At 62.9% G+C, this 18312-nt stretch carries 16 protein-coding genes; 8 read left to right on the top strand and 8 right to left on the bottom strand.

Going from position 1 to position 18312, the window contains the following annotated elements; translation table 11 throughout:
* Positions 1-40 precede the first annotated feature (40 nt).
* Complete coding sequence (locus ACIX9_RS01860; RefSeq protein ID WP_013578775.1) at positions 41-1039, top strand: aldo/keto reductase; 999 nt, start codon at positions 41-43, stop codon at positions 1037-1039.
* Positions 1040-1132: 93 nt separating this feature from the next.
* On the opposite strand, the gene ACIX9_RS01855 is transcribed toward ACIX9_RS01860, so the two are convergent.
* Complete coding sequence (locus ACIX9_RS01855) at positions 1133-1840, bottom strand: DsbA family protein (protein ID WP_013578774.1); 708 nt, start codon at positions 1838-1840, stop codon at positions 1133-1135.
* Between the two features lie 250 nt (positions 1841-2090).
* On the opposite strand from ACIX9_RS01855, the gene ACIX9_RS01850 reads away from it, so the two are divergent.
* The 3 genes from ACIX9_RS01850 to ACIX9_RS01840 all read left to right on the top strand — a co-directional run bounded on the left by ACIX9_RS01850 (position 2091) and on the right by ACIX9_RS01840 (position 5648).
* Positions 2091-3479, top strand: coding sequence for a TolC family protein (locus ACIX9_RS01850; protein WP_232298771.1), 1389 nt, complete (start codon positions 2091-2093; stop codon positions 3477-3479).
* 63 nt (positions 3480-3542) lie between these two features.
* On the top strand, positions 3543-4859 hold the full coding sequence (locus ACIX9_RS01845) for an MFS transporter (RefSeq protein WP_013578772.1): 1317 nt from the start codon (positions 3543-3545) through the stop codon (positions 4857-4859).
* Positions 4860-4916: 57 nt separating this feature from the next.
* Positions 4917-5648 (top strand): hypothetical protein, encoded by a 732-nt coding sequence (locus tag ACIX9_RS01840; RefSeq protein ID WP_013578771.1) that lies wholly within the window; start codon positions 4917-4919, stop codon positions 5646-5648.
* Here the strand turns inward: ACIX9_RS01840 and ACIX9_RS01835 are convergent.
* Positions 5645-7360, bottom strand: a complete 1716-nt coding sequence (locus tag ACIX9_RS01835) for a M20/M25/M40 family metallo-hydrolase (protein ID WP_013578770.1) — start codon at positions 7358-7360, stop codon at positions 5645-5647. The genes ACIX9_RS01840 and ACIX9_RS01835 overlap by 4 nt on opposite strands.
* A gap of 33 nt (positions 7361-7393) precedes the next feature.
* The gene (locus ACIX9_RS01830; protein ID WP_013578769.1) at positions 7394-8452 is read right to left on the bottom strand and encodes a radical SAM protein; all 1059 of its coding nucleotides are present in this window, start codon (positions 8450-8452) and stop codon (positions 7394-7396) included.
* A 99-nt stretch (positions 8453-8551) separates the two neighbouring features.
* Between ACIX9_RS01830 and ACIX9_RS01825 the strand changes: the two genes are divergently transcribed.
* Genes ACIX9_RS01825 through ACIX9_RS01815 form a run of 3 tightly spaced genes read left to right on the top strand, consistent with a single transcriptional unit; the run spans position 8552 to position 12303 of the window.
* On the top strand, positions 8552-9607 hold the full coding sequence (locus tag ACIX9_RS01825) for a cytochrome P450 (protein WP_013578768.1): 1056 nt from the start codon (positions 8552-8554) through the stop codon (positions 9605-9607).
* A gap of 36 nt (positions 9608-9643) precedes the next feature.
* Positions 9644-11425, top strand: coding sequence for an aminodeoxychorismate synthase component I (gene pabB / locus ACIX9_RS01820; RefSeq protein WP_013578767.1), 1782 nt, complete (start codon positions 9644-9646; stop codon positions 11423-11425).
* 53 nt (positions 11426-11478) lie between these two features.
* Positions 11479-12303, top strand: coding sequence for a GAF domain-containing protein (locus tag ACIX9_RS01815; RefSeq protein ID WP_013578766.1), 825 nt, complete (start codon positions 11479-11481; stop codon positions 12301-12303).
* Positions 12304-12321: 18 nt separating this feature from the next.
* On the opposite strand, the gene ACIX9_RS01810 is transcribed toward ACIX9_RS01815, so the two are convergent.
* The gene (locus ACIX9_RS01810; protein WP_013578765.1) at positions 12322-13560 is read right to left on the bottom strand and encodes a glycosyltransferase; all 1239 of its coding nucleotides are present in this window, start codon (positions 13558-13560) and stop codon (positions 12322-12324) included.
* A 170-nt stretch (positions 13561-13730) separates the two neighbouring features.
* Here ACIX9_RS01810 and ACIX9_RS01805 point away from each other — a divergent pair, with 170 nt between their 5' ends.
* Entirely contained in the window at positions 13731-14087 is a 357-nt protein-coding gene (locus ACIX9_RS01805) for a hypothetical protein (protein WP_013578764.1), read from the top strand.
* A gap of 45 nt (positions 14088-14132) precedes the next feature.
* Here ACIX9_RS01805 and ACIX9_RS01800 read toward each other — a convergent pair whose 3' ends face one another.
* The 4 genes from ACIX9_RS01800 to ACIX9_RS01785 all read right to left on the bottom strand — a co-directional run bounded on the left by ACIX9_RS01800 (position 14133) and on the right by ACIX9_RS01785 (position 18211).
* The gene (locus ACIX9_RS01800; protein WP_013578763.1) at positions 14133-14801 is read right to left on the bottom strand and encodes a hypothetical protein; all 669 of its coding nucleotides are present in this window, start codon (positions 14799-14801) and stop codon (positions 14133-14135) included.
* A gap of 125 nt (positions 14802-14926) precedes the next feature.
* On the bottom strand, positions 14927-16051 hold the full coding sequence (locus ACIX9_RS01795; RefSeq protein WP_198152135.1) for a hypothetical protein: 1125 nt from the start codon (positions 16049-16051) through the stop codon (positions 14927-14929).
* 179 nt (positions 16052-16230) lie between these two features.
* Entirely contained in the window at positions 16231-17211 is a 981-nt protein-coding gene (locus tag ACIX9_RS01790) for a PDZ domain-containing protein (RefSeq protein ID WP_013578761.1), read from the bottom strand.
* A gap of 43 nt (positions 17212-17254) precedes the next feature.
* The gene (locus ACIX9_RS01785) at positions 17255-18211 is read right to left on the bottom strand and encodes a HEAT repeat domain-containing protein (RefSeq protein WP_013578760.1); all 957 of its coding nucleotides are present in this window, start codon (positions 18209-18211) and stop codon (positions 17255-17257) included.
* Positions 18212-18312: the final 101 nt, after the last annotated feature.

Genomic DNA, 18312 nt, shown 5'->3' with positions numbered 1-18312 from the left:
ATCCGGGAACTTCACACCGCGCCGCCGCGTCTAATCGCGCATGAGCATGAAGACAGTCAAGCTTGGTTCACAAGGCGCAGTGGTGTCCCGCGAGGGACTCGGCTGCATGGGGATGAGTGAGTTTTACGGCGAGCGGAACGATGAGGAGTCCACCGCCACGCTGCACCGGGCGATCGACCTGGGGGTCACGTTCTGGGATACCGCCGACACCTACGGCATCGGCGATAACGAGGAACTCCTGGGCAAGACCCTCAAGACACGCCGCGACGAGGTCTTTCTGGCCACGAAGTTCGCCAATCACCGCAAGAAGGAAGACCCCAAGTTCTGGGAGATCAACGGCAAGCCGGCGTACGTCCATGCGGCCTGCGATGCATCCCTGAAGCGCCTCGGGATCGACTATATCGACCTTTATTATCAACACCGCGTGGACCCCAACGTCCCGATTGAAGAGACCGTGGGAGCGATGGCGGAGCTGGTCAAGGCCGGCAAGGTGAAGTATCTCGGCCTGTCCGAGGCCTCGCCCGCGACCATCCGGCGTGCGCACAAGGTGCATCCCATCACCGCGCTCCAGACCGAGTACTCGCTGTGGGAGCGGCATGTGGAAGCTGAGATCCTCCCCACCGTCCGTGAGTTGGGGATCGGCTTTGTTCCGTATAGTCCCCTGGGCCGTGGCTTTCTGACCGCGACCATCACCAAGAAGGAAGACCTGGGGCCGGCTGATTTCCGTGCCGAGCGCTACCCGCGCTTCTCCGGCGAGGCCTTCGACAAGAATCAGGTACTCGTGGAGCGGGTGAAGGCGATCGCAGAGAAGAAGGGCGTCAAGGCCGGGCAACTAGCTTTGGCGTGGGTGCTCGCCAAGGGTGAGGACCTGGTGCCCATCCCCGGAACGAAGCGGCGTAAGTATCTGGAAGAGAACGCCGCAGCGGCGGAGATTCAGCTTTCTGCCGCGGAGATTGCGGAGCTTGAGGCTGCGGTGCCTCTCGATGAGATCGCCGGGGAGCGGTATGCTCCGGCTAATTTGAAGTCGATCGATAAGTAACCAGCAACACCTTTCAAACAGAACAGCGCGGACGGGACTCAAGGTCCTGTCCGCGCTGTTTTATGCCTGCGATCTATATCCGTATGGGGATTCTTACTTGGCGGGTGCCGAGACCTTGTGCATGTTGTGCGCCGGTGCGGGCGTTGCGGGAGACTGTGCCAGGACGTTGTCGATGGTGGTGTAGAGCTGGGTCACGTCGTTCACCTCAACCCAGCCGTGCGGACCGGCAACGACGATGGTGGGGGTATGCTGCACGCCCAGGCGCTCGCCGAGAGTGTAGTCGCCCTGAACCTCAGCCGCGAAACGGCCAGCCGGGTCCATCACGAACGGAACCTGCTGGTGATGCGCTCCGAACCACTGCCGGGTGTAGTTGGAGAGGTCGTCCTTGGACGCGATGCTGATCTGGTGCGCGAAGACATCACGGCGGAACTGGTCCGCCAACTCCGGCGAGACCTTGTCCTGAAGGTAACGCGCGGTGATGGCTGCGTCACGGCTCCAGATGTGCATCTGGAGGGGGAAGTCATGGCGAATGAAGGGGATGTGGTAATGCTCGATGGCCTGATAGACGATGGGCGCTGCGTGGGCGCAGGCGGGGCACTCCAGGTCTTCAAACTCGAAGATGGCGGCGCGCTGGCCGGCGGGAAGCTTGATGACGGAGGTGTCGCGGAAGGGGTCGGCGTGTCCAGGCGGAGCGGACTCCTGGGCGTGGGCGGCCGGGGTGAGAGCGAAGGGCAGCGCAAGGGCGGCAACGGCGGCGGCATGGATGAGGCGGGTCTTGAATGTCATGGGTATCGGACGCATGGGACTCCTATGAGTATTTTAGCGGGTGCGACGGCGGAGTTGGGAACAGCAGGCTGGAAGCGGCAGAACTGTGCATGCTCCGGGGAATAGTACGGCGTAGTATTTTTTCGGGGTTATTTCGCAACCGGGGGATGGGCGTGGCACTCTAATGGTTGTGGCTATCCAGATAAAGAATCAGAAGAGAGCTGGCGTGGGTGCGTGCCTGAAGGTACTGCCGCCGGTTTTTGCAGGCGTTTTTTGTGGTTTTGCAGTGGCACAACAGCCGGATCCGGCTCTGCCCACGGCTCCCAGCGCGGTGGTTCGTCCGCTGCAGCTTGCCAGCGGTGTCGTCATCCCGCAGGAGACTCCGGGAGCTATGCCGCTGACGCTGGACCAGGCCATCACGCTCGGCTTGAAGTCGAACGCGCAGATCCTCATCCAGGGCCAGCAGGAGCGCTCCGTCAAGGGCCAGACTCTCTCCGTGGAGAACGCGCTGCTGCCGTCGCTGACCGCAAGCGCTTACACCCGAGCGCAGGAGATCAATCTCGCGGCGATGGGCTTCAAGCCCAGTGCGCTGGCCGGGCTTTCCATCCCCGGCTTCAACATTGCGGATATCCAGGAGATCGTCAAGGTCAATACGACCAATGCGCAGCTTGCGCTCAACCAGCAGCTCTTCAATGCGCCCGCCTACTTCCTCTATAAAGCGGCCAAGAAGGCCAGTGACGCCGCCACCTGGAACACACTGAACGTGCGTGGAGGCGTGGTGCTGGCCGTCGGAGGCTACTATCTGCGGACGCTGGCCGACCAGGCCCAGTTGAAGAACGCGCAGGCGCTGGTCAAGCAGGATCAACTGGTCTACGACCACGCCAAAGCCGAGCGCGACGCCGGCGTTGGCATCAACCTGGACGTCCTACGCGCGCAGGTGCAACTGCAGAATGAGCAGCAGGAGACCATCCGGGATGAGGCCGCGGTCGCCAAGGACAAGATTGCGCTGAACCGGCAGATGGGTCAGCCCGCAGGACAGGAATTGGATCTTGTCGATACGGTCCCGTTCGCCGAGTACACCGGGCTTTCGCTCGAAGACGAGAGGGCGCTGGCGTTCACCCGCCGCAAGGATCTCCTGGGACTGCAGTCGCAGCTTGACGTCGCCACCCAGACGGCCCGCGCCGTGAAGTACGAGCGGCTCCCCACAGTGGGCGCAGGCGGCTTCTACGGCGTGCTGGGCGAGACCACTGGCCTCTATCACGGTGTCTTCGCAGCCCAGGGCAAGGTTCAGTTCCCCATCTTTGAAGAGGCGGAGCTGCGCGGGCAGAAAGAGGTTGCACAGGCTCAGATCATCGGCCTGAAGCGCAACATCGATGGCCTCAAGGTTCAGATTGAGGCCGACATTCGCTCCGCCCAGCTTGACGTCGATACCTACGACGAGCTCGTCAAGGTGGCACGCAGCAACCAGGATCTCTCCGCACAGGAGCTTCAGGACGCCACCGACCGCTACAAGGCTGGAGTCGACGACGATCTGCCCGTAGTCCGCGCGCAGGCCACCCTGCAAGGCGCTGAGGCCCAGGTCATCCAGGCCGAGTTCCAGTACAACTACGCCAAGCTGCGGCTCTCCCGCAGCATCGGGGTGACGGAGACGCAGTACAAGCAGTTCCTGCGCTAGGCCCGTAAACAGCCCTCTTGAAATTGCCTCCGTTGTAACCGAAGTATGAAAGCATAGTAGGCAATGGCGAGTACCAACACGGTGTCAGGCTTACGGGCCGGTGGGGCGCTTCAATCGCGGGACTTCCGGCTGTATCAGGCCGCCCGCTTCATGGTGATCCTGGGGGCTGAGGCGCAGTCCGTTGCGGTCGCGTGGCAGGTCTATCAACTCACTCACTCGGCCCTCAGCCTTGGCTATACTGGCCTGGCGCTGTTTCTGCCCGGACTCTTCTTCGTCCTGCCTGCGGGTCATGTGGCGGATCGTTATGACAAGCGCTGGGTCATCCTGGGGTGTTATGGCGCGCAGATCGTCTGCACCTTCATTCTGCTGTGGATTGCACTGCATCCCGTCGCGAGCATCGCGCCCATCTACGTTGTGCTCTTCCTGATGGGAATGGGCCGCTGCTTCTCCGGCCCGGCCGCCAGCGCGATGGTCCCCATGCTGGTGCCCAAGGAAGACTTCGTCAACGCCGTGACCTGGGGCGCGACCGTCTATCAGACCGCTAACGCCACCGGCCCTATGGTCGGCGGGCTGCTCTTCACTGCGACGCTGGGAGCGGCCTTTGGGCATTGGGGCGGAGCGCCTATCGTCTATCTCTTCACCCTGGTGATGCTGGCCGGCTTCATGGTGCTGGTCGGGGCCATCCGCGTGCGCGCTGTGACCGGGGAGAAGAAGGCCTTCAACGCGAACACCATGCTCGCGGGCATGAAGTACGTGCTGAAGACGCGGCTTCTGCTGGGTTCGATCTCGCTCGATCTCTTCGCCGTGCTGCTCGGCGGCGCTGTGGCGTTGATGCCCATCTTCGCTCATGACGTGCTGCACGCGGGCCCGCAAGGTCTCGGGCTGCTGCGTGCGATGCCAAGCCTGGGCGCATTGGCCGTCAGCATCACGTTGATCTTCCGGCCGCTCAAGCGCAACGCCGGCAAGACGATGCTGTGGTGCGTCGCCATCTTCGGCGCGGCGACGATCCTCTTCGGGCTCAGCCACACTATCTGGATCAGCATGGTCGCGCTGCTGCTCGTGGGCGCCAGCGACATGGTCAGCGTCGTCATTCGTTCGAGCGTGCTGCAACTGGCCACGCCGCCCGAGATGCGGGGCCGCGTCAGCGCCGTCAACTGGCTCTTCATCGGCGCATCCAACGAGTTCGGCGAGTTTGAAAGCGGCGTCACCGCGCATTGGTTTGGAGCGGTTCGGGCGGTCGTGCTCGGCGGCATCGGCTCGCTGCTGGTGACGGGCGCGGCGGCCGTGCTCTTCCCCGCCCTGCGCAACGCGGACCAACTCACGGCTGAGTCGCTGCGCGCGGCTGAGGTTGAACTGGCCGAGGCAGAACCGATCGATTGAGAGTAGACGCCTGAAGGTAGCCGTCGAATTGCATCTTAGGTTTCAGGAGAGAACTGCATGGCGATGAAGACAGGTCCGAAGGTTGCGTTAGGTTCCCTATTGTTGTTGTTTGTGGCGGCTGGCGCGGAGGTCGCGTGGATTCACCATCGCAACCATGCAGATGATGCCCCGGTGGCGAAGGCAGAGTACAAGAGCGATCCGGACGACCTGGTCTTCCTGAAGAAGGAGCACCCGGACTCGCTCAAGGACGCCAAGGACCTCAAGGGCCGCACGCTCTGGGTCTCAGCCGGCGGCCAGATGGACTACTTCCCTTACACGGGCCACAAGGTTGACTTCGCCAAGAGCGAAGGCGTCCTGCTCGGCGCGGAGAAGCTTGAGGTGAAGGATGCGATTGAAGCGGTCGCACCCAAGAAGACGGCCTTCCGCATCCCCGCCGGCGATAAGCAGGTCCTGCTGGTCTTCACCAAGGCCGGTGCGCCCACCGAGTATGCGGTCCCCGTCGGTTATCACGAGGACGGCCGCTACAACTTCATGACCGACGAGATCTTCTTCTACGACGATCCGCACCAGCTCTTCAACTACTGGAAGCCCGAGATCTGGGCAGGCATCGACGCGCACAAGGCCGTCCCCGGCATGAACGAGCGTCAGGCCGAGATGGCCCTCGGCCAGGTCGTCACCCCGCACGGCGATACCCCCGGCGACCGCACCATGGACTTCTACAACGAAGGCCACCCGGTCACGATCACCTTCGTCCACGGCAAGGCGACCACCATCACCCCCGGAGCTTAACGCGATCCGGGGTTTGCGATGAATCGCGGCGGAGCAGTCTCCGTCGCGAATTGCCACGTCGATAGATACGCCAGTTGCAGGATCTTCTGCATCTTCACAAAGTCGATCTTGTCCACCGTATCCGTCGTATGGTGATAGTCCGGGTGGAAGCCCGTGAACCACCAGAACGCCGGGATATTGTGCAGCACAAACGGAAACTGGTCTGAGCGGAAGAAGACGTTCAACGCGGACTCATGATCGAAGCGATCGTCCAGCGTCAGCCCCACCGTCTTGTTCGCCTCCACGACCGTGCGGTTGTAGTCCGGCGAGTACAGCGCGCCAATCAGATTCAGCCGGTTGGTCGTATCCTTCGGAATCTCGATCAGCCCATCCGTCTGCGGGCTCGCCGCCTCATCCCGTCCGATCATGTCGAAGTTGATCTGCGCACGCGTCAGCGCCAGCGGCCGCAGCGGATGCGCCGCCATCCAGTACGCTCCAAGCAGCCCACGCTCCTCGCTGGCAAAGACCACGAATAGCACAGACCGCTTCGGCTTCACGGGATTCTCCGCGAACGCACGCGCCAGAGCCACCACGCCCACCGTGCCCGAGCCGTTATCATCCGCGCCATGCCAGATCTGCGGGCAGGGATGCGGGTCGGGCGGATTGGTCACCGGCGGATGAGCCGGATCGGCGCATGCAGCCTCGCCGTCATGGTCATGATGCGCGGAGATCAAGATGGTCTCAGGTGCCAGCTTCGGATCGGAGCCCGGCAGAAGTGCGACCACGTTGTTCGTCACGCCTGTGCGCTCGGACACGTTGCGAAGATGCAGCGACAGCGTCGTATCCGGCAGCGGCATGGACTGCGCCTTCAGGTCGCGGTCGATGATCGTCTGGGCCGCGGCAGGAGTCGTCCCGGAGGTCGCAAACAGCTCAGCGGCCACCGCATCCAGCACCAGCCCGGAGGGGATATGAATCTCGTCATCCTGGATCGCCTGGATCGGCAGTTGAATCGGCCGCACCGCGCTGGACCCGATCCGCGCAGACCGCTCCGCATTGGTCAGATGCTTCCGGTTCGGCTCCGCCACAATCAGCACCGCCACCGCGCCATGCGCCTGCGCGTTCAGCACCTTCACCCGAGCCGTCGCATAGCGGGTATTCCCCGTGCCGTTGAAGACCGAGTGCGCATCATCTTCCTGAGGCTCATGGTCGAAGATCAGTACGATCTTTCCCTTGGCATCCAGATTTGCGTAGTCGTCATAGTGCAGCTCCGGAGCCGTAATTCCGAAGCCCGCAAAGACCACCGGCGCAGTCACATCGACCGCGCTCTTGTAAGCCCCAAACGCCTGCGGCGCATGGTATTCCGTGGTCTTGCCCGCACGCTTCAACGTGATTACGGAAGCCGCACGATCCGGCCGATACTCAATCAAGGTGAACGGCTGCAGGAAGCTGGGCTTCCCTGCCGCATCATGCCCGGCAGGCTTCAGCCCGGCCTTGGCGAACTGCTCGGCAACCCACTTCGTCGCAGCCTCGTCCCCCGGCTGCAGACTAAGCCGCCCTTCCAGGGCATCGGATGCGATATAGGTGAGGTCGGTGCGGAGCTCCGCCTGCTGAATCGTGGCGAAGCCTTTGGCCTCAGCGGCTGGAACCTGCGCCCGCAGCGGCGGAGCACTGAGCAGCACGGCAACTGCGGCCAGCGATAAGGCCGGTGAACGAACCGATGTCGGAAAGGTCATGGCACATCGTAAACGATCTACCTGCCTCCACCCTTACTGGATTTGGACTAACTCCGGCGGTGCCCCGTGTTTCGCGCCCGGAGGATGATTGCTGAACACCTGCGGTGCGCGCCAGTGATCGATATAGCTCACCTGATGGACGCAGGAGATCGTGCAGTTCGGCGCACAACCCTTCTCCGTCAGGAACTCCCGCTTTACGTCGGCGCGCTTGTAGTCGGCCAGCGGCACACCGGGATAACCCCGCTGCTGCGAGCAGTAATGCACCAACCCAAACTCACAGATATACAGGTACCGAGCACCCGCACGGCAACGCCAGTCGTTCGGCTTTCCGTTCGCAATCGCTTCCTGAAAATGGTTGAAGCGGCTGTAGCTCCGGCGCGTCAGCTTCCGTACCCGGTCCCAGACCGTCCGTTCCTCATCGCCCAGCGGCTTCAACTGCCCGCTGCCGTCATGGATAATGCCAATCGTGGACGAGAACCCCAGCGCCAGCGCACGTTCGCTCACCGTCAGCGCGTCGGTCGGGTTGGCAATGCCGCCGCCGACAACGGAGTTGATGTTCACATGAAAGTCCGCGTGCTGAGCCAACATCTTCAGCTTCGCATCCAGCACCTTGAGGCTCTTCTTCGAGACCTCATCCGGCATCACGTTGTCGATCGAGATCTGCATATGATCGAGCCCGGCCTTGTTCAGCCGCTCAATCCGGTCCGGCATCAGCAGGTATCCGTTGGTGATCATGCCCGCAATCGCGCCGGTCTTGCGGATGCGGGCGATGATGCGGTCCAGCTCCGGATGCAGCAAAGGTTCGCCGCCGGAGATCGTAATGACCGCCGTGCCCAGCCGTCCCAGCTCGTCGATCCGCCGTTCCATCTCCACGATCTCCACCGGATCGGAGGTCTGGTCGAACTCGTTACAGTACGTACACGCCAGGTTGCAGCGGCGCATCGGCACAATGTGCGCCATGTAGGGGTGCCCGGTATCCAGCAGCGCGGACCCAATCGAGCCCAGCTCCCGCATCTTCCGCGTAGCCGCAATCAGACGCCGCCGCGCCGTCCACTTCCTCGAATCAGGCGCTTTTGCAATCGTCTCAGCCATCCCTAAAGTATAAATCCCTCCGCCCCCTCACCGAAACAAAGACAAAATCAAGACACCCATATCGCCACCCGCACCCGCACACTGAATTTGAGAACCTCCATGCAGCGCAACGACCTCCTCATACCGTCCTGGCCCGGCGATCAACTCGACTCCCCAGAACCACCCGCCCCGGAGCCGCCCAGCTTCGACGCCGCACTCGGAGCCTGGGTTCTCAGCCGTCATGAAGACGTCCTCGCCGCCTTCCGCTCCTCCGCGCTCGCCCCCGCCGGCCCCCACACCAAACGCCCCCGCACCGCAGAGGACCAATCCGCGCGCCGTCCCATGCGCGCCGAAACCCTGGAAGCTCTCTCCCCAGCCCAGCTTCGCGACTGGTCCGCCCAACTCACCCCCTCCATCGCAACCCGCATCTCCAGCCTGCCGGAAGATGCGCCCGTCGATCTCGTGGCCGACTATCTCAGCCCCCTTTGTCTCGAGCTCGCCGTCCTCGTCACCGGCATAGATCCCATTCACGCGGCGCACTACGCCCGCATCGCCGAGCCCATCTCCGCCTCAGCCGCGGAGCCCTACGACCTCGCCCTGCGCGACTCCGCAAAGACTGCCACCGCCCAGCTTCAGGGCTGCTTCCACTCCCGCACCGAAACCCTGCGCGATTCAGGCTTCGTCGCCCTCGCCTACACGCTGCCCTGCCTCATCGCCAACGCCTGGTACGCCCTGTTTCTGCGCCCGGAGCAGTGGACCCTGCTCCACACCCAGCCCGACCTCACCGACCAGGCCATTGAGGAGCTTCTTCGCTTCGCCGGGCTCACCCGCATACTCTTCCGGCAAGCCACGCAGGATCTTGCGATCGGCCCCGCCACCATCCGACAGGGCGACCGAATCATCCTTCGCCTCATCGCCGCCAACCGCGATCCCGCCCGCTTCCCCAACGCCAAGACGCTCGATATCACCTCGCGCGAACCGGGCCAGCTCTCGCTTGGCGCGGGCGCTCATGCGTGCGTGGGAGCCAGCCTCATCCGCATGGCCGCCATCCTCCTCACCCGCCCGCTCGCACAGGCCTTCCAACAGATCACGCTCGGCCAGACGGTGGAATGGCAAGGCGGCTCGGGATTCCGTTCCCCCAGGCATCTTCCCGTTCGCCTCGTCCGTAAGCCATAATCCTTGCCCGATACTCGATAATGAATTGGGCAAGCCATGAGCGACACAGCAAATTTGCGGCGTCTCGCCGCCAGCCAGCCCCGGACCATCCTGCTTGAAGACTCCCGCCCCAGCTCCGCCCGCTCCTTCTTCTTCCAAAGCCCCGTCGAGTGGCTGGAAGTTCACACCCTGGACGATCTCCCCGGCCTTTTCACCCGCATTCAGACTGCGCAGGCGGAAGGCCTCTGGGCCGCAGGCTACCTCTCCTACGAGTGCGGCCTTCACTTCGAACCCAAAGCCGTCCCGCACGTCCCGGGCCCGATCCCCCTCGCCGCCTTCGGCCTCTACACCGCCCCCAACCTCTTCACCGCGCGGCCCACCCCGGAAGCCCCGTCCAGCGGCCTCAATGACCTGCCTTTCAACATCACGCCCGAAGCCTTCACCGCGAAGATCGCCCAGATCCACCGCTGGATCGAGGCCGGCGACACCTATCAGCTCAACCTCACAGACCGCATCCTCGCCGAACTCCCCGGCACCCCAGCCGAGCTCTTCGCCCACATGATGCAGACCCAGCCGGTCGAGTTCGGGGCCTTCCTCAACCTCGGCGACGGCCAAACTATCCTCTCCGCATCGCCCGAGCTCTTCTTCCACCTCGACCAACGCCACATCACCGTCCGCCCCATGAAGGGCACTGCCCCCCGAGGCCGCACCCCGGAAGAGGACGCGCTCAACGCCCAGACCCTCGCCGCAGACCCCAAGAACCGCGCGGAAAACCTGATGATCGCGGACCTCATGCGCAGTGACCTCGGCCGCATCGCGGAGATGGGCAGCGTCCGCGTCGACAAGCTCTTCCACGTCGAGCCGCTCCCATCCCTGCTCCAGATGACCACCGAGATCTCCGCGACACTCCGGCCTGAGATCACCCCCTACGACCTCTTCGCCGCGCTCTTCCCCGCCGGCTCCATCGTCGGCGCACCCAAGCTCCGCTCCATGCAGCTTCTCCGCACGCTCGAGGCCCGCAATCGCGGCGTCTACACCGGCTCCATCGGCTTCTTCTCGCCGCATGGTGAAGCCGTCTTCAGCGTAGCCATCCGCACCGCTGTCCTCCACGGAAAGCAGCTTGAGATGGGCATCGGCGCAGGCATCACCTACGACTCAGACCCCGCAGCCGAGTACGCCGAGTGCCTCCTCAAGGCCGAGTTCCTCCGCGAAGCGCCCACCACCCTTATCGAGACGATGCGCTGGGAGAACGGCACCTGCACCCTCCTGCCCCTGCACCTCGACCGCCTCGAGGCCTCAGCCAACCACTTCAAAATCCCCTTTGACCGCGAAGCGATCCTCAAGACCCTGCAACAAGCCGACCCCAGCTCCCCCACCAGACTCCGCCTCACCCTCAACAGAACCGGCATCAACCTCACCTCCGCCCCCATCCACCCAGACCCACCTGCCCTCAAAGCCATGCTCTGGCCCAAGCCCGTCACGTCCACCGACCCCTTCCTCCGCCACAAAACCACCCGCCGAGCCCTCTACGACCAGGCTCACCAGGCCGCCACCGCCCAGGGTTGCATCGACGCCATCTTCCAGAACGAGCAAGGCCACCTCACCGAGGGAGCCATCCACAACCTCTTCCTCCGCCACGGCGGGCTCTGGCGCACCCCGCCTCTGGAATCCGGCGTCCTCCCCGGCGTCTACCGCCGCCATCTGCTTGAAACCCAGCCTCACATCCAGCAAGCCATCCTCACCCTCGCGGACCTCCGCTCAGCCGACGAAATCTGGCTCACCAACGCCGTCCGGGGAATACGCAACGTTGAATTGGAACCGCCGTTCCCGGCCTTTTAGCCGCATCCTTTTCACATATCCAACATCTCTTTCCACGTGGTACAAACATTCTAATGAGCGCACTTTACCCCAGCCCGGAGCAACCTGTAGACACCGGCCTGGAGGTGCTCGAACTCTCCACCGATCCATCCTTCACTGCACGCCAGCTCCACACCCGCGATCTGGCCGTCCAGATGGAGGGCATGCGCCGCCTCACCCACGCCTTCGTCTCCTCGCCCGAGACCATCCTGCAGGAGCTCGTCAACGCCGCCATCGATCTCTGCGGCGCGGACAGCGCGGGCATCTCCGTCGAGCAGGAGAACCGCACCGAAGAAAACTACTACCGCTGGGTCGCCACCGCAGGCGAGTTCGCCGGCTTCCTCAACGCCACGCTCCCCCACCATCCCAGCGCCTGCACCCTTACGCTGGAGCGCGGCCGCCCCCAGCTCTTCCGCGTGACCAAGCCCTTCTACGACCTCCTCGGCGTCTCCGCCCCCGTCGTCACCGACGGCCTCCTGCTTCCGTGGCAGGCAGACGACACGCGCGGCACCATCTACGTCGTCGCGCACGGCCGCCCGGAGGCGTTCGACTCCGAAGACCTTCGGCTCATGCAGGTTCTCGCCGACTTCGCCGCCATGGCCGTCCGCCACCAGTCCCAGCAGAAGACCCTCCTGCAGCAGGCCAGCAACACAGCCGCAGCCGCCATGGCCCACACCCTGGCGCACGAGATCAACAACCCGCTCCAGAGCCTCACCAACGTCGTCTACCTGGCCTCCGAGGGTCACAGTGCTGCTGATGCCACTGCCCTTGCCAACGACCTTTCAGCCCCGCTGCAGCGCCTCTCCGGCCTCGTCAGCAAGCTGCTTGCGCTCCCGTATGACACCCTCAGGAATCGCTAAACGCTGAGCGCGGTCAGGCTAGGCAAACCGCTTCACCAGCTTGCTCCGCTCCGCAAAGACCGCCTCATCCGTGAAGCGCCGCCCGTTCGCCGCGGCCTCCAGCGTCAGCCGCCGTAGTCTCGTCCGGTCACGCGCCATCTCCGCAATCAAAGCCCCCAGGCCCCCGGTGTCATGCACCTCCACCAACTCCCCCCCGCCCTTCCCCGCCAGCAGATTCTTCGCATACGCATTGGCGTACCCCAGGATCGGCGTCCCTGAGACCAGCGCCTCAATCAAGATCCTCGGCGATTCCGGCGTCACATGCGTGAAGACCAGTGCATGCGCCCCGCGCAGATGCTCCAGCATCGCCGCCCTGTCCGCCACAAAACCGCCAAAACGGATCACCCTCTCCAGCCCCACCCGTACACTCTCCCGCCGAGCATCATCCAGCATCGCGCCCTCTCCATACCAGACCGCCTCCAGCTCCACCCCGCCATCCCTCGCCGCCCCAATCGCCGACACCCACTCCAGCGGAGCCTTCATGGGGTCCAACCGCCCCGCATACACGACCCGCAACGCTCCTTCGCGTTCAAGGTCCTCGAGCTTCTGCACCAGCTCCACCGCGCCAATCAGGTCGTTCGCCTTGGTATGAACGTCATGCACCAGGTGACTCTCGTCGCACCACGGTGCATAAGCCCTGTAGCAGTCATCCCCATGCCACAGCCCCAGCGAGCAGCCCTCGATCACCCACCGGTGATACCGCTCCATCAACGGAGCCTCCACCATCACCCGCAGCCGCCGCATCAGCGACGCCCCCTTCGCGGTCTTCCGGATCAGCTCATGCTCCACCCGGTCGGTATGGATCGCATACTTCCGCTTCTGCTTCCTGGCTTCGAGCGCCGCCACCGCAGCCCAATCCCCCACCAGCCCGCCGATGGCAAACTGCAGATGCTCCGCGCCCGCAATCGAGGCCGCCATCATCTGCCGCACGCGCCTCATCTCCCGCAAAAACGTCCCTGGCGAGTAAGCCCACGGCAGCGCCTGCACCATCACCCGCGTCCGATGCTCCAGCGTACTCAAGCTCCGCCAGACAAACCCGGAAAGCCTCGCGACCATCTCCTCCGGAATCACCGGCGCAGCCACCACCAGGCGCTCAAAGTGATCCGCCCAACGGTCCAGCCCATTCGCGGCCTGCGCCTCAACAAAGTACTCGCCGTTCACCACCCGGAACGGCACCGGCAGCACCAGGTACATTCCCTCCCGCTGAACCTCTGCCATACGAAAACTCCTAAAGAAACTCCAGCCTATCAGCCGTTCCACCGCAACTTTTTATTCGGTTCACTTTCCTGAAGATCGCGCAACCTTATCACGCGACCGGGGGTTCTCATAGGGGCACGCTGTAGACGCCAAAACAAAGGGCATCTGCATAAAAATAAAGGAGCAATGCCATGAAACTCACTTCCCTTTTTCTTGCGGTCTCGCTTGCAGTCGCACCCGTCTCCGCAGCGTTTGCGCAGCACACCACCTATGCCCAGCGCCACTCCATCCGCGCGCGCCAGACCAACCAGCAGGCCCGCATCAACCACGGCGTACGCGACGGCCAGATCACGCCCAAGGGTGCAGCCCACGCGGAAGCCAACCAGGCCCGCATCTCGTCAGAGGAGCACAGCATGCGCGCCGCCGATAACGGCCACCTCACCGCGCAGGATCGCCACACCGTCGCCCGCCAGCAGGACCGCACCTCCAAGGGCATCTACGACCGCAACCACAACGGCTACACCGACCCCGGCGTAACCCCCAAATAAGCCGCACCTCCAAGGCCCCGCTCAACCCATGAGCGGGGCCTCCCTTTACTCCGAATGTGCCGCCAGAAACTTCTTGTACTCCTGGTCCAGCCCCTTCACCAGCGAGTCCACCAGCAGCAACTGTCCCTGGAGCACCTCGATCTTGTCCTTGATCGCATTGGCTTCCGCCGCATCCGGATCGGGGTCCTTCTCCTCCGAATTCATAAACGGCGCCAAGCTGATAATGGCATCCCGTGCAGCCACCTGCTCCGCCGCCTGCAACTCATCCTGCGTCGAGTAGATCTCCGCAAACTCCTGCGCCTTGCCATACGGCATATAGGCCAGCGCGCCGGTCGATTGCGCCGTCTTCCAGCTCACGCTATCGAAGTTCGAGATATGGAATCCGATCTCCATCGTTCCATGCTTCGGCTTCGGCTTCGCCATGAAGCCCTTCAGCGTCACCACATCCTGCTTCAGCAGCGACTGCTGTTTCTCCACCTCGGTCAGCATCTTCTGAAGCCCGTCGGAGTTCGACTTGATCTCCGCGTGGAGACTCGCCTCAGCCTCATGCACCAGGTGGCGATGATGCTCCCACTCCACCATTCCTTCGAGGCTCAGAGCAATCAGCAGCCCAATCGTGATCGTCAGCAGGTGCAGTAAAAAATCGCGCCAGCCATGAACCGCTTCATGCGGGGGATGCACATCGAGCACAGGAACCACCTCATCAATCGACATTGCCCTTAGCCTAGCAAATACCCGGCCTGTCCAAACAAACGCACCTGCTCGTGTTGTCGCTTTTGTTGTCATTCCCGAAGGGAATCTGCGTTTGCCCTTGCTTTTAGGTTGTCCACCAACGGAAGCTATCTTTCCCCAATGTAGTTCCATAAAACCCCATTGTTCTGGAGATACTGATAGACCACCGCCACGACCGCATATCCGCCGGAGAACACCGCATACTGCGTTCCCGCCTCGGCATCGCCCACCAAAATCGGCCTTGCCATCGTGTCGCCTTGTACCCGAGTCCCCAGCAGAATGACTCCACTATCGGCTGCCTGGCTGTTAGCGGTGGCCGTGATGATGTAGCCTTCGCTCGCCAACTCCTGCGCTGCGGTTAGAGCAGTAGAGAGCGTGGCAAGCATTGCCTTGGCCTCGTATACGGTGGAAGGATCGCCCTTCCATCCATAAGACAAGAACGTCGCCTGACTCCCGTCATAGGAGATCGCCGTCACCACTCGTCCTTTCAGCCCCTCCTGCGTAGCCGCCGCCTGCAATCCGGAGGCTGGCAGCGTATACGTCGCGCGATCGAAACCGGAGGAATTATCGCTGTTAATGAAACTAAGCGCGACTGTGTTATTCACTGGGTCGAGGTTCAGCGAGTTGATCACCGAACCTGGATCGTTCGGTGCTGGGGAGTTGGGCGGCAACAACGTCCCATCGAGAACGCTTTGATAATCCGGCAAGCCCACATCGGCATAGCCAACGCTCAGCCCTGTGGTCCCGGCAGGCAGATCGAATGTATCGAACTGATAAGAACAATGGTCGTTTGCAAGATAAAAGGCCGTGCCTGTAGCAGACTTGCCTGTAACCGTGGTGCCTCCACCGCCTTGTAGAGGACATGCCACATCATGAAGTAGGCCGTCATCGAATACATATCCGTTAACCGTGGAAGCCGCATCCACCTGCTGAAACCGCAGGTCTCCCGCCTTCGGAGCACGCGCCGTCACCGTCAGCGACGCGGCGTTACTTGCAACAGAACCAGAGGCGTCACTGACGAGCACCGTGAACGTGGACCCACTATCGCTGAACGCCGTCGCTGCCGTTGTATAGCTGCTGGAAGTCGCCCCGGCAATTAACGTCCCATTGCGGCTCCATTGGTAGTGAAGTCCAGCCCCGCCCAGCGAATCATCCGCCTGTACTGTGAAGCTCCCACTCAGCCCCATGGGCACACTCTGATTCTTAGGCTGCACCACGATCGCAAGTCCCAAACCCGAAGAGGCTGAGGAACCAGCACCAGCCCCACATCCCGCAACACAGACAATCATCAAGGCCGATATACATCTCAAAAGGCCGTACACAACGCGATTCATAGATCCTCACTCGGGATAGAGTGTACCGCCAGATCTTTACATTCGCCTAAAGCCAGTACAACCCTTGCAGCCTCACCCTACAACCCCACCAAGCCCGCCACCACAACCCCATCCCCCGCCATATCGTACCCGGTCCCCTTCCGTTCCAGCCCAGACCGCTTCTTCCCGTCCGGCACCAGCGTCAGCGTCCGTTCCGACTTATCCCGCAACACCGTTACCGTCACCGGATGCCCCTTCGCCTCTTTGATCTGCTTCGCCCAGTCCCCCATGCTTGCAACCATCTGCGCGTTCGCCTTCACCACCACATCCCCGGCCTGCATCCCCGCCTGCGCCGCCGGGCTGTTCACCTCGACGCTCCGCACCAGCAGCCCACGCCCGTTCTGCGAGCCAAAGAACGAAGCCAACTGCGGCCCCATCTTCTCCAGCACCACGCCCGTATAAGAAGGGCTCATCAACAGCGTCCCCAGAAATCCCTTCGAGTACTTCCCGCCATTGACCGGCGGCCCAACCGTCCCACCATCAATGACTTCATCATCGACCGATCCGGCAGGCAGCCCAGCAGCCAGAGCCTGCGGCCCGCCACCCACCGCATCGCCCGGCCGGAGATGGTTCGCCCAGGCCTGCTGCTCCACCTTCGTCCGGTCCGCCATCTGTGCTGTCACTGTCATCTGCCCGGAGCCATCGCGCACGATCACCAGTGATACGTTCCGCCCCGGCGGCATATCGCGCAGCATCCGCCGCATCTGTTCCTCGCCTTCGATCGCAACGCCATTCATCTGCAGCACCACGTCATGCTCGCGCAGCCCCATCTTGCCGGCCGGCCCATCGTGATCCACCTGCACGATCTCCGCGCCACGCCCATCCTTGAGCTTCAGCGCAGCCACCCGCTCCTCGCTCACCGTCCGCACATTGATCCCCAGGTACCCCGGCACCGTATGCGAGCCAGCCCCATGCAGTCCCGCAACCACCCCCCGCGGCCTCCCCAACCCAAACGCCGCCGAAGCCAGCCCCAGGCCAGCCGCAACGACAATCACCCCAACGACCAACCGCCTATCCATCGCACTGCCCCTTCACTCCTGACCACTGCCCCACACTGCCCTTTTACTGGAGTGAAGCGCTATCCCCCAGCGCCTGCATGCTCACCGTGCGCAGATAAGGATTCACGTCCGTCGTCGAGACCGTCCTGAGCGCCTGACGCACGCTGGAATCCGACTGCACCGGCTGCAGCACAGCCACCGCCTTGGTCCGCACCGCAAGGCTCGCATCCGTCAGCAGCGCCTGAGACACCGCATCCCGCACACGTTCATCCTGGCTCACATAAGGCTGCAATCCTTCAAGCACCTTCATCCGGACCACCGGGCTTTTGTCCGTGCGCAGCGCAGTCAGCAGCGTCTTGCGCACGTCGCCGTCGTCCTCACTCCTGCACGCATGACCCGTCTTGCACTGGTCTGCAAGCAGAACAACCGAGTCCAGACGAACGACGGGCGTAGCCGCCGCCATCGTCCCCACCATCAAGAGTTTCTTGATCTGCGGATCGTCCAGTGAACCCTGCGCCATCTCCGGCACCATCCGCTCAAAGCTGACCTGCACCATATCGCCCGGAAGCGACTGCACCCCGGTCACCGTCCTGATCCCGCCGCCCGTCGTATCCGTCAGCACCATCGGAAACGGCACCTTGGCAGCGTGATCCACCTGATACCGATGCGTTAGATGACCGCCAATGAACCCCACACCCACCAGTAAGGTCGCCAGCGCCGGCGCACCGCTGAGATGACCCCACCAAGCCCCTGCGTTCGCTCGGAAGACCATCCACGCGCTGCCCTGCGGGATAGCATCCAGTGCCTCGTCCAGCTTCATCCGGCTCTGCGCCAGAAAGTTCGGGTCCGGTTCCATCACGGGATTCAGCGCCATCAGCGAATCCATCTCACGCAACGTATTCAGCTCCTGAAGGCACTCCTGGCAGCTCGCCAGATGCAGCTCCAACCCGATAGCCTCTTCATCCGGCAGCTCTCCGTACGCCGCCAGGATAATGTGATCCCGTGCCCCTTCGCAGTTCATGATCTTCGCCTCGTCCAGCCTCTAAATTTGCCTTGCTACTCCCAGGTCTATCGCCCAGTGAGCCAATACAGAACACAATCCTTGCAACGCTTTCCAGTCCC

Origin of the sequence: Granulicella tundricola MP5ACTX9 (assembly GCF_000178975.2) — a bacterium.
Classification (GTDB): Bacteria; Acidobacteriota; Terriglobia; order Terriglobales; family Acidobacteriaceae; genus Edaphobacter; species Edaphobacter tundricola.
The sequence above is the reverse complement of the archived record's forward strand: the minus strand, read 5'-3'. Positions and strand labels throughout refer to the sequence as shown.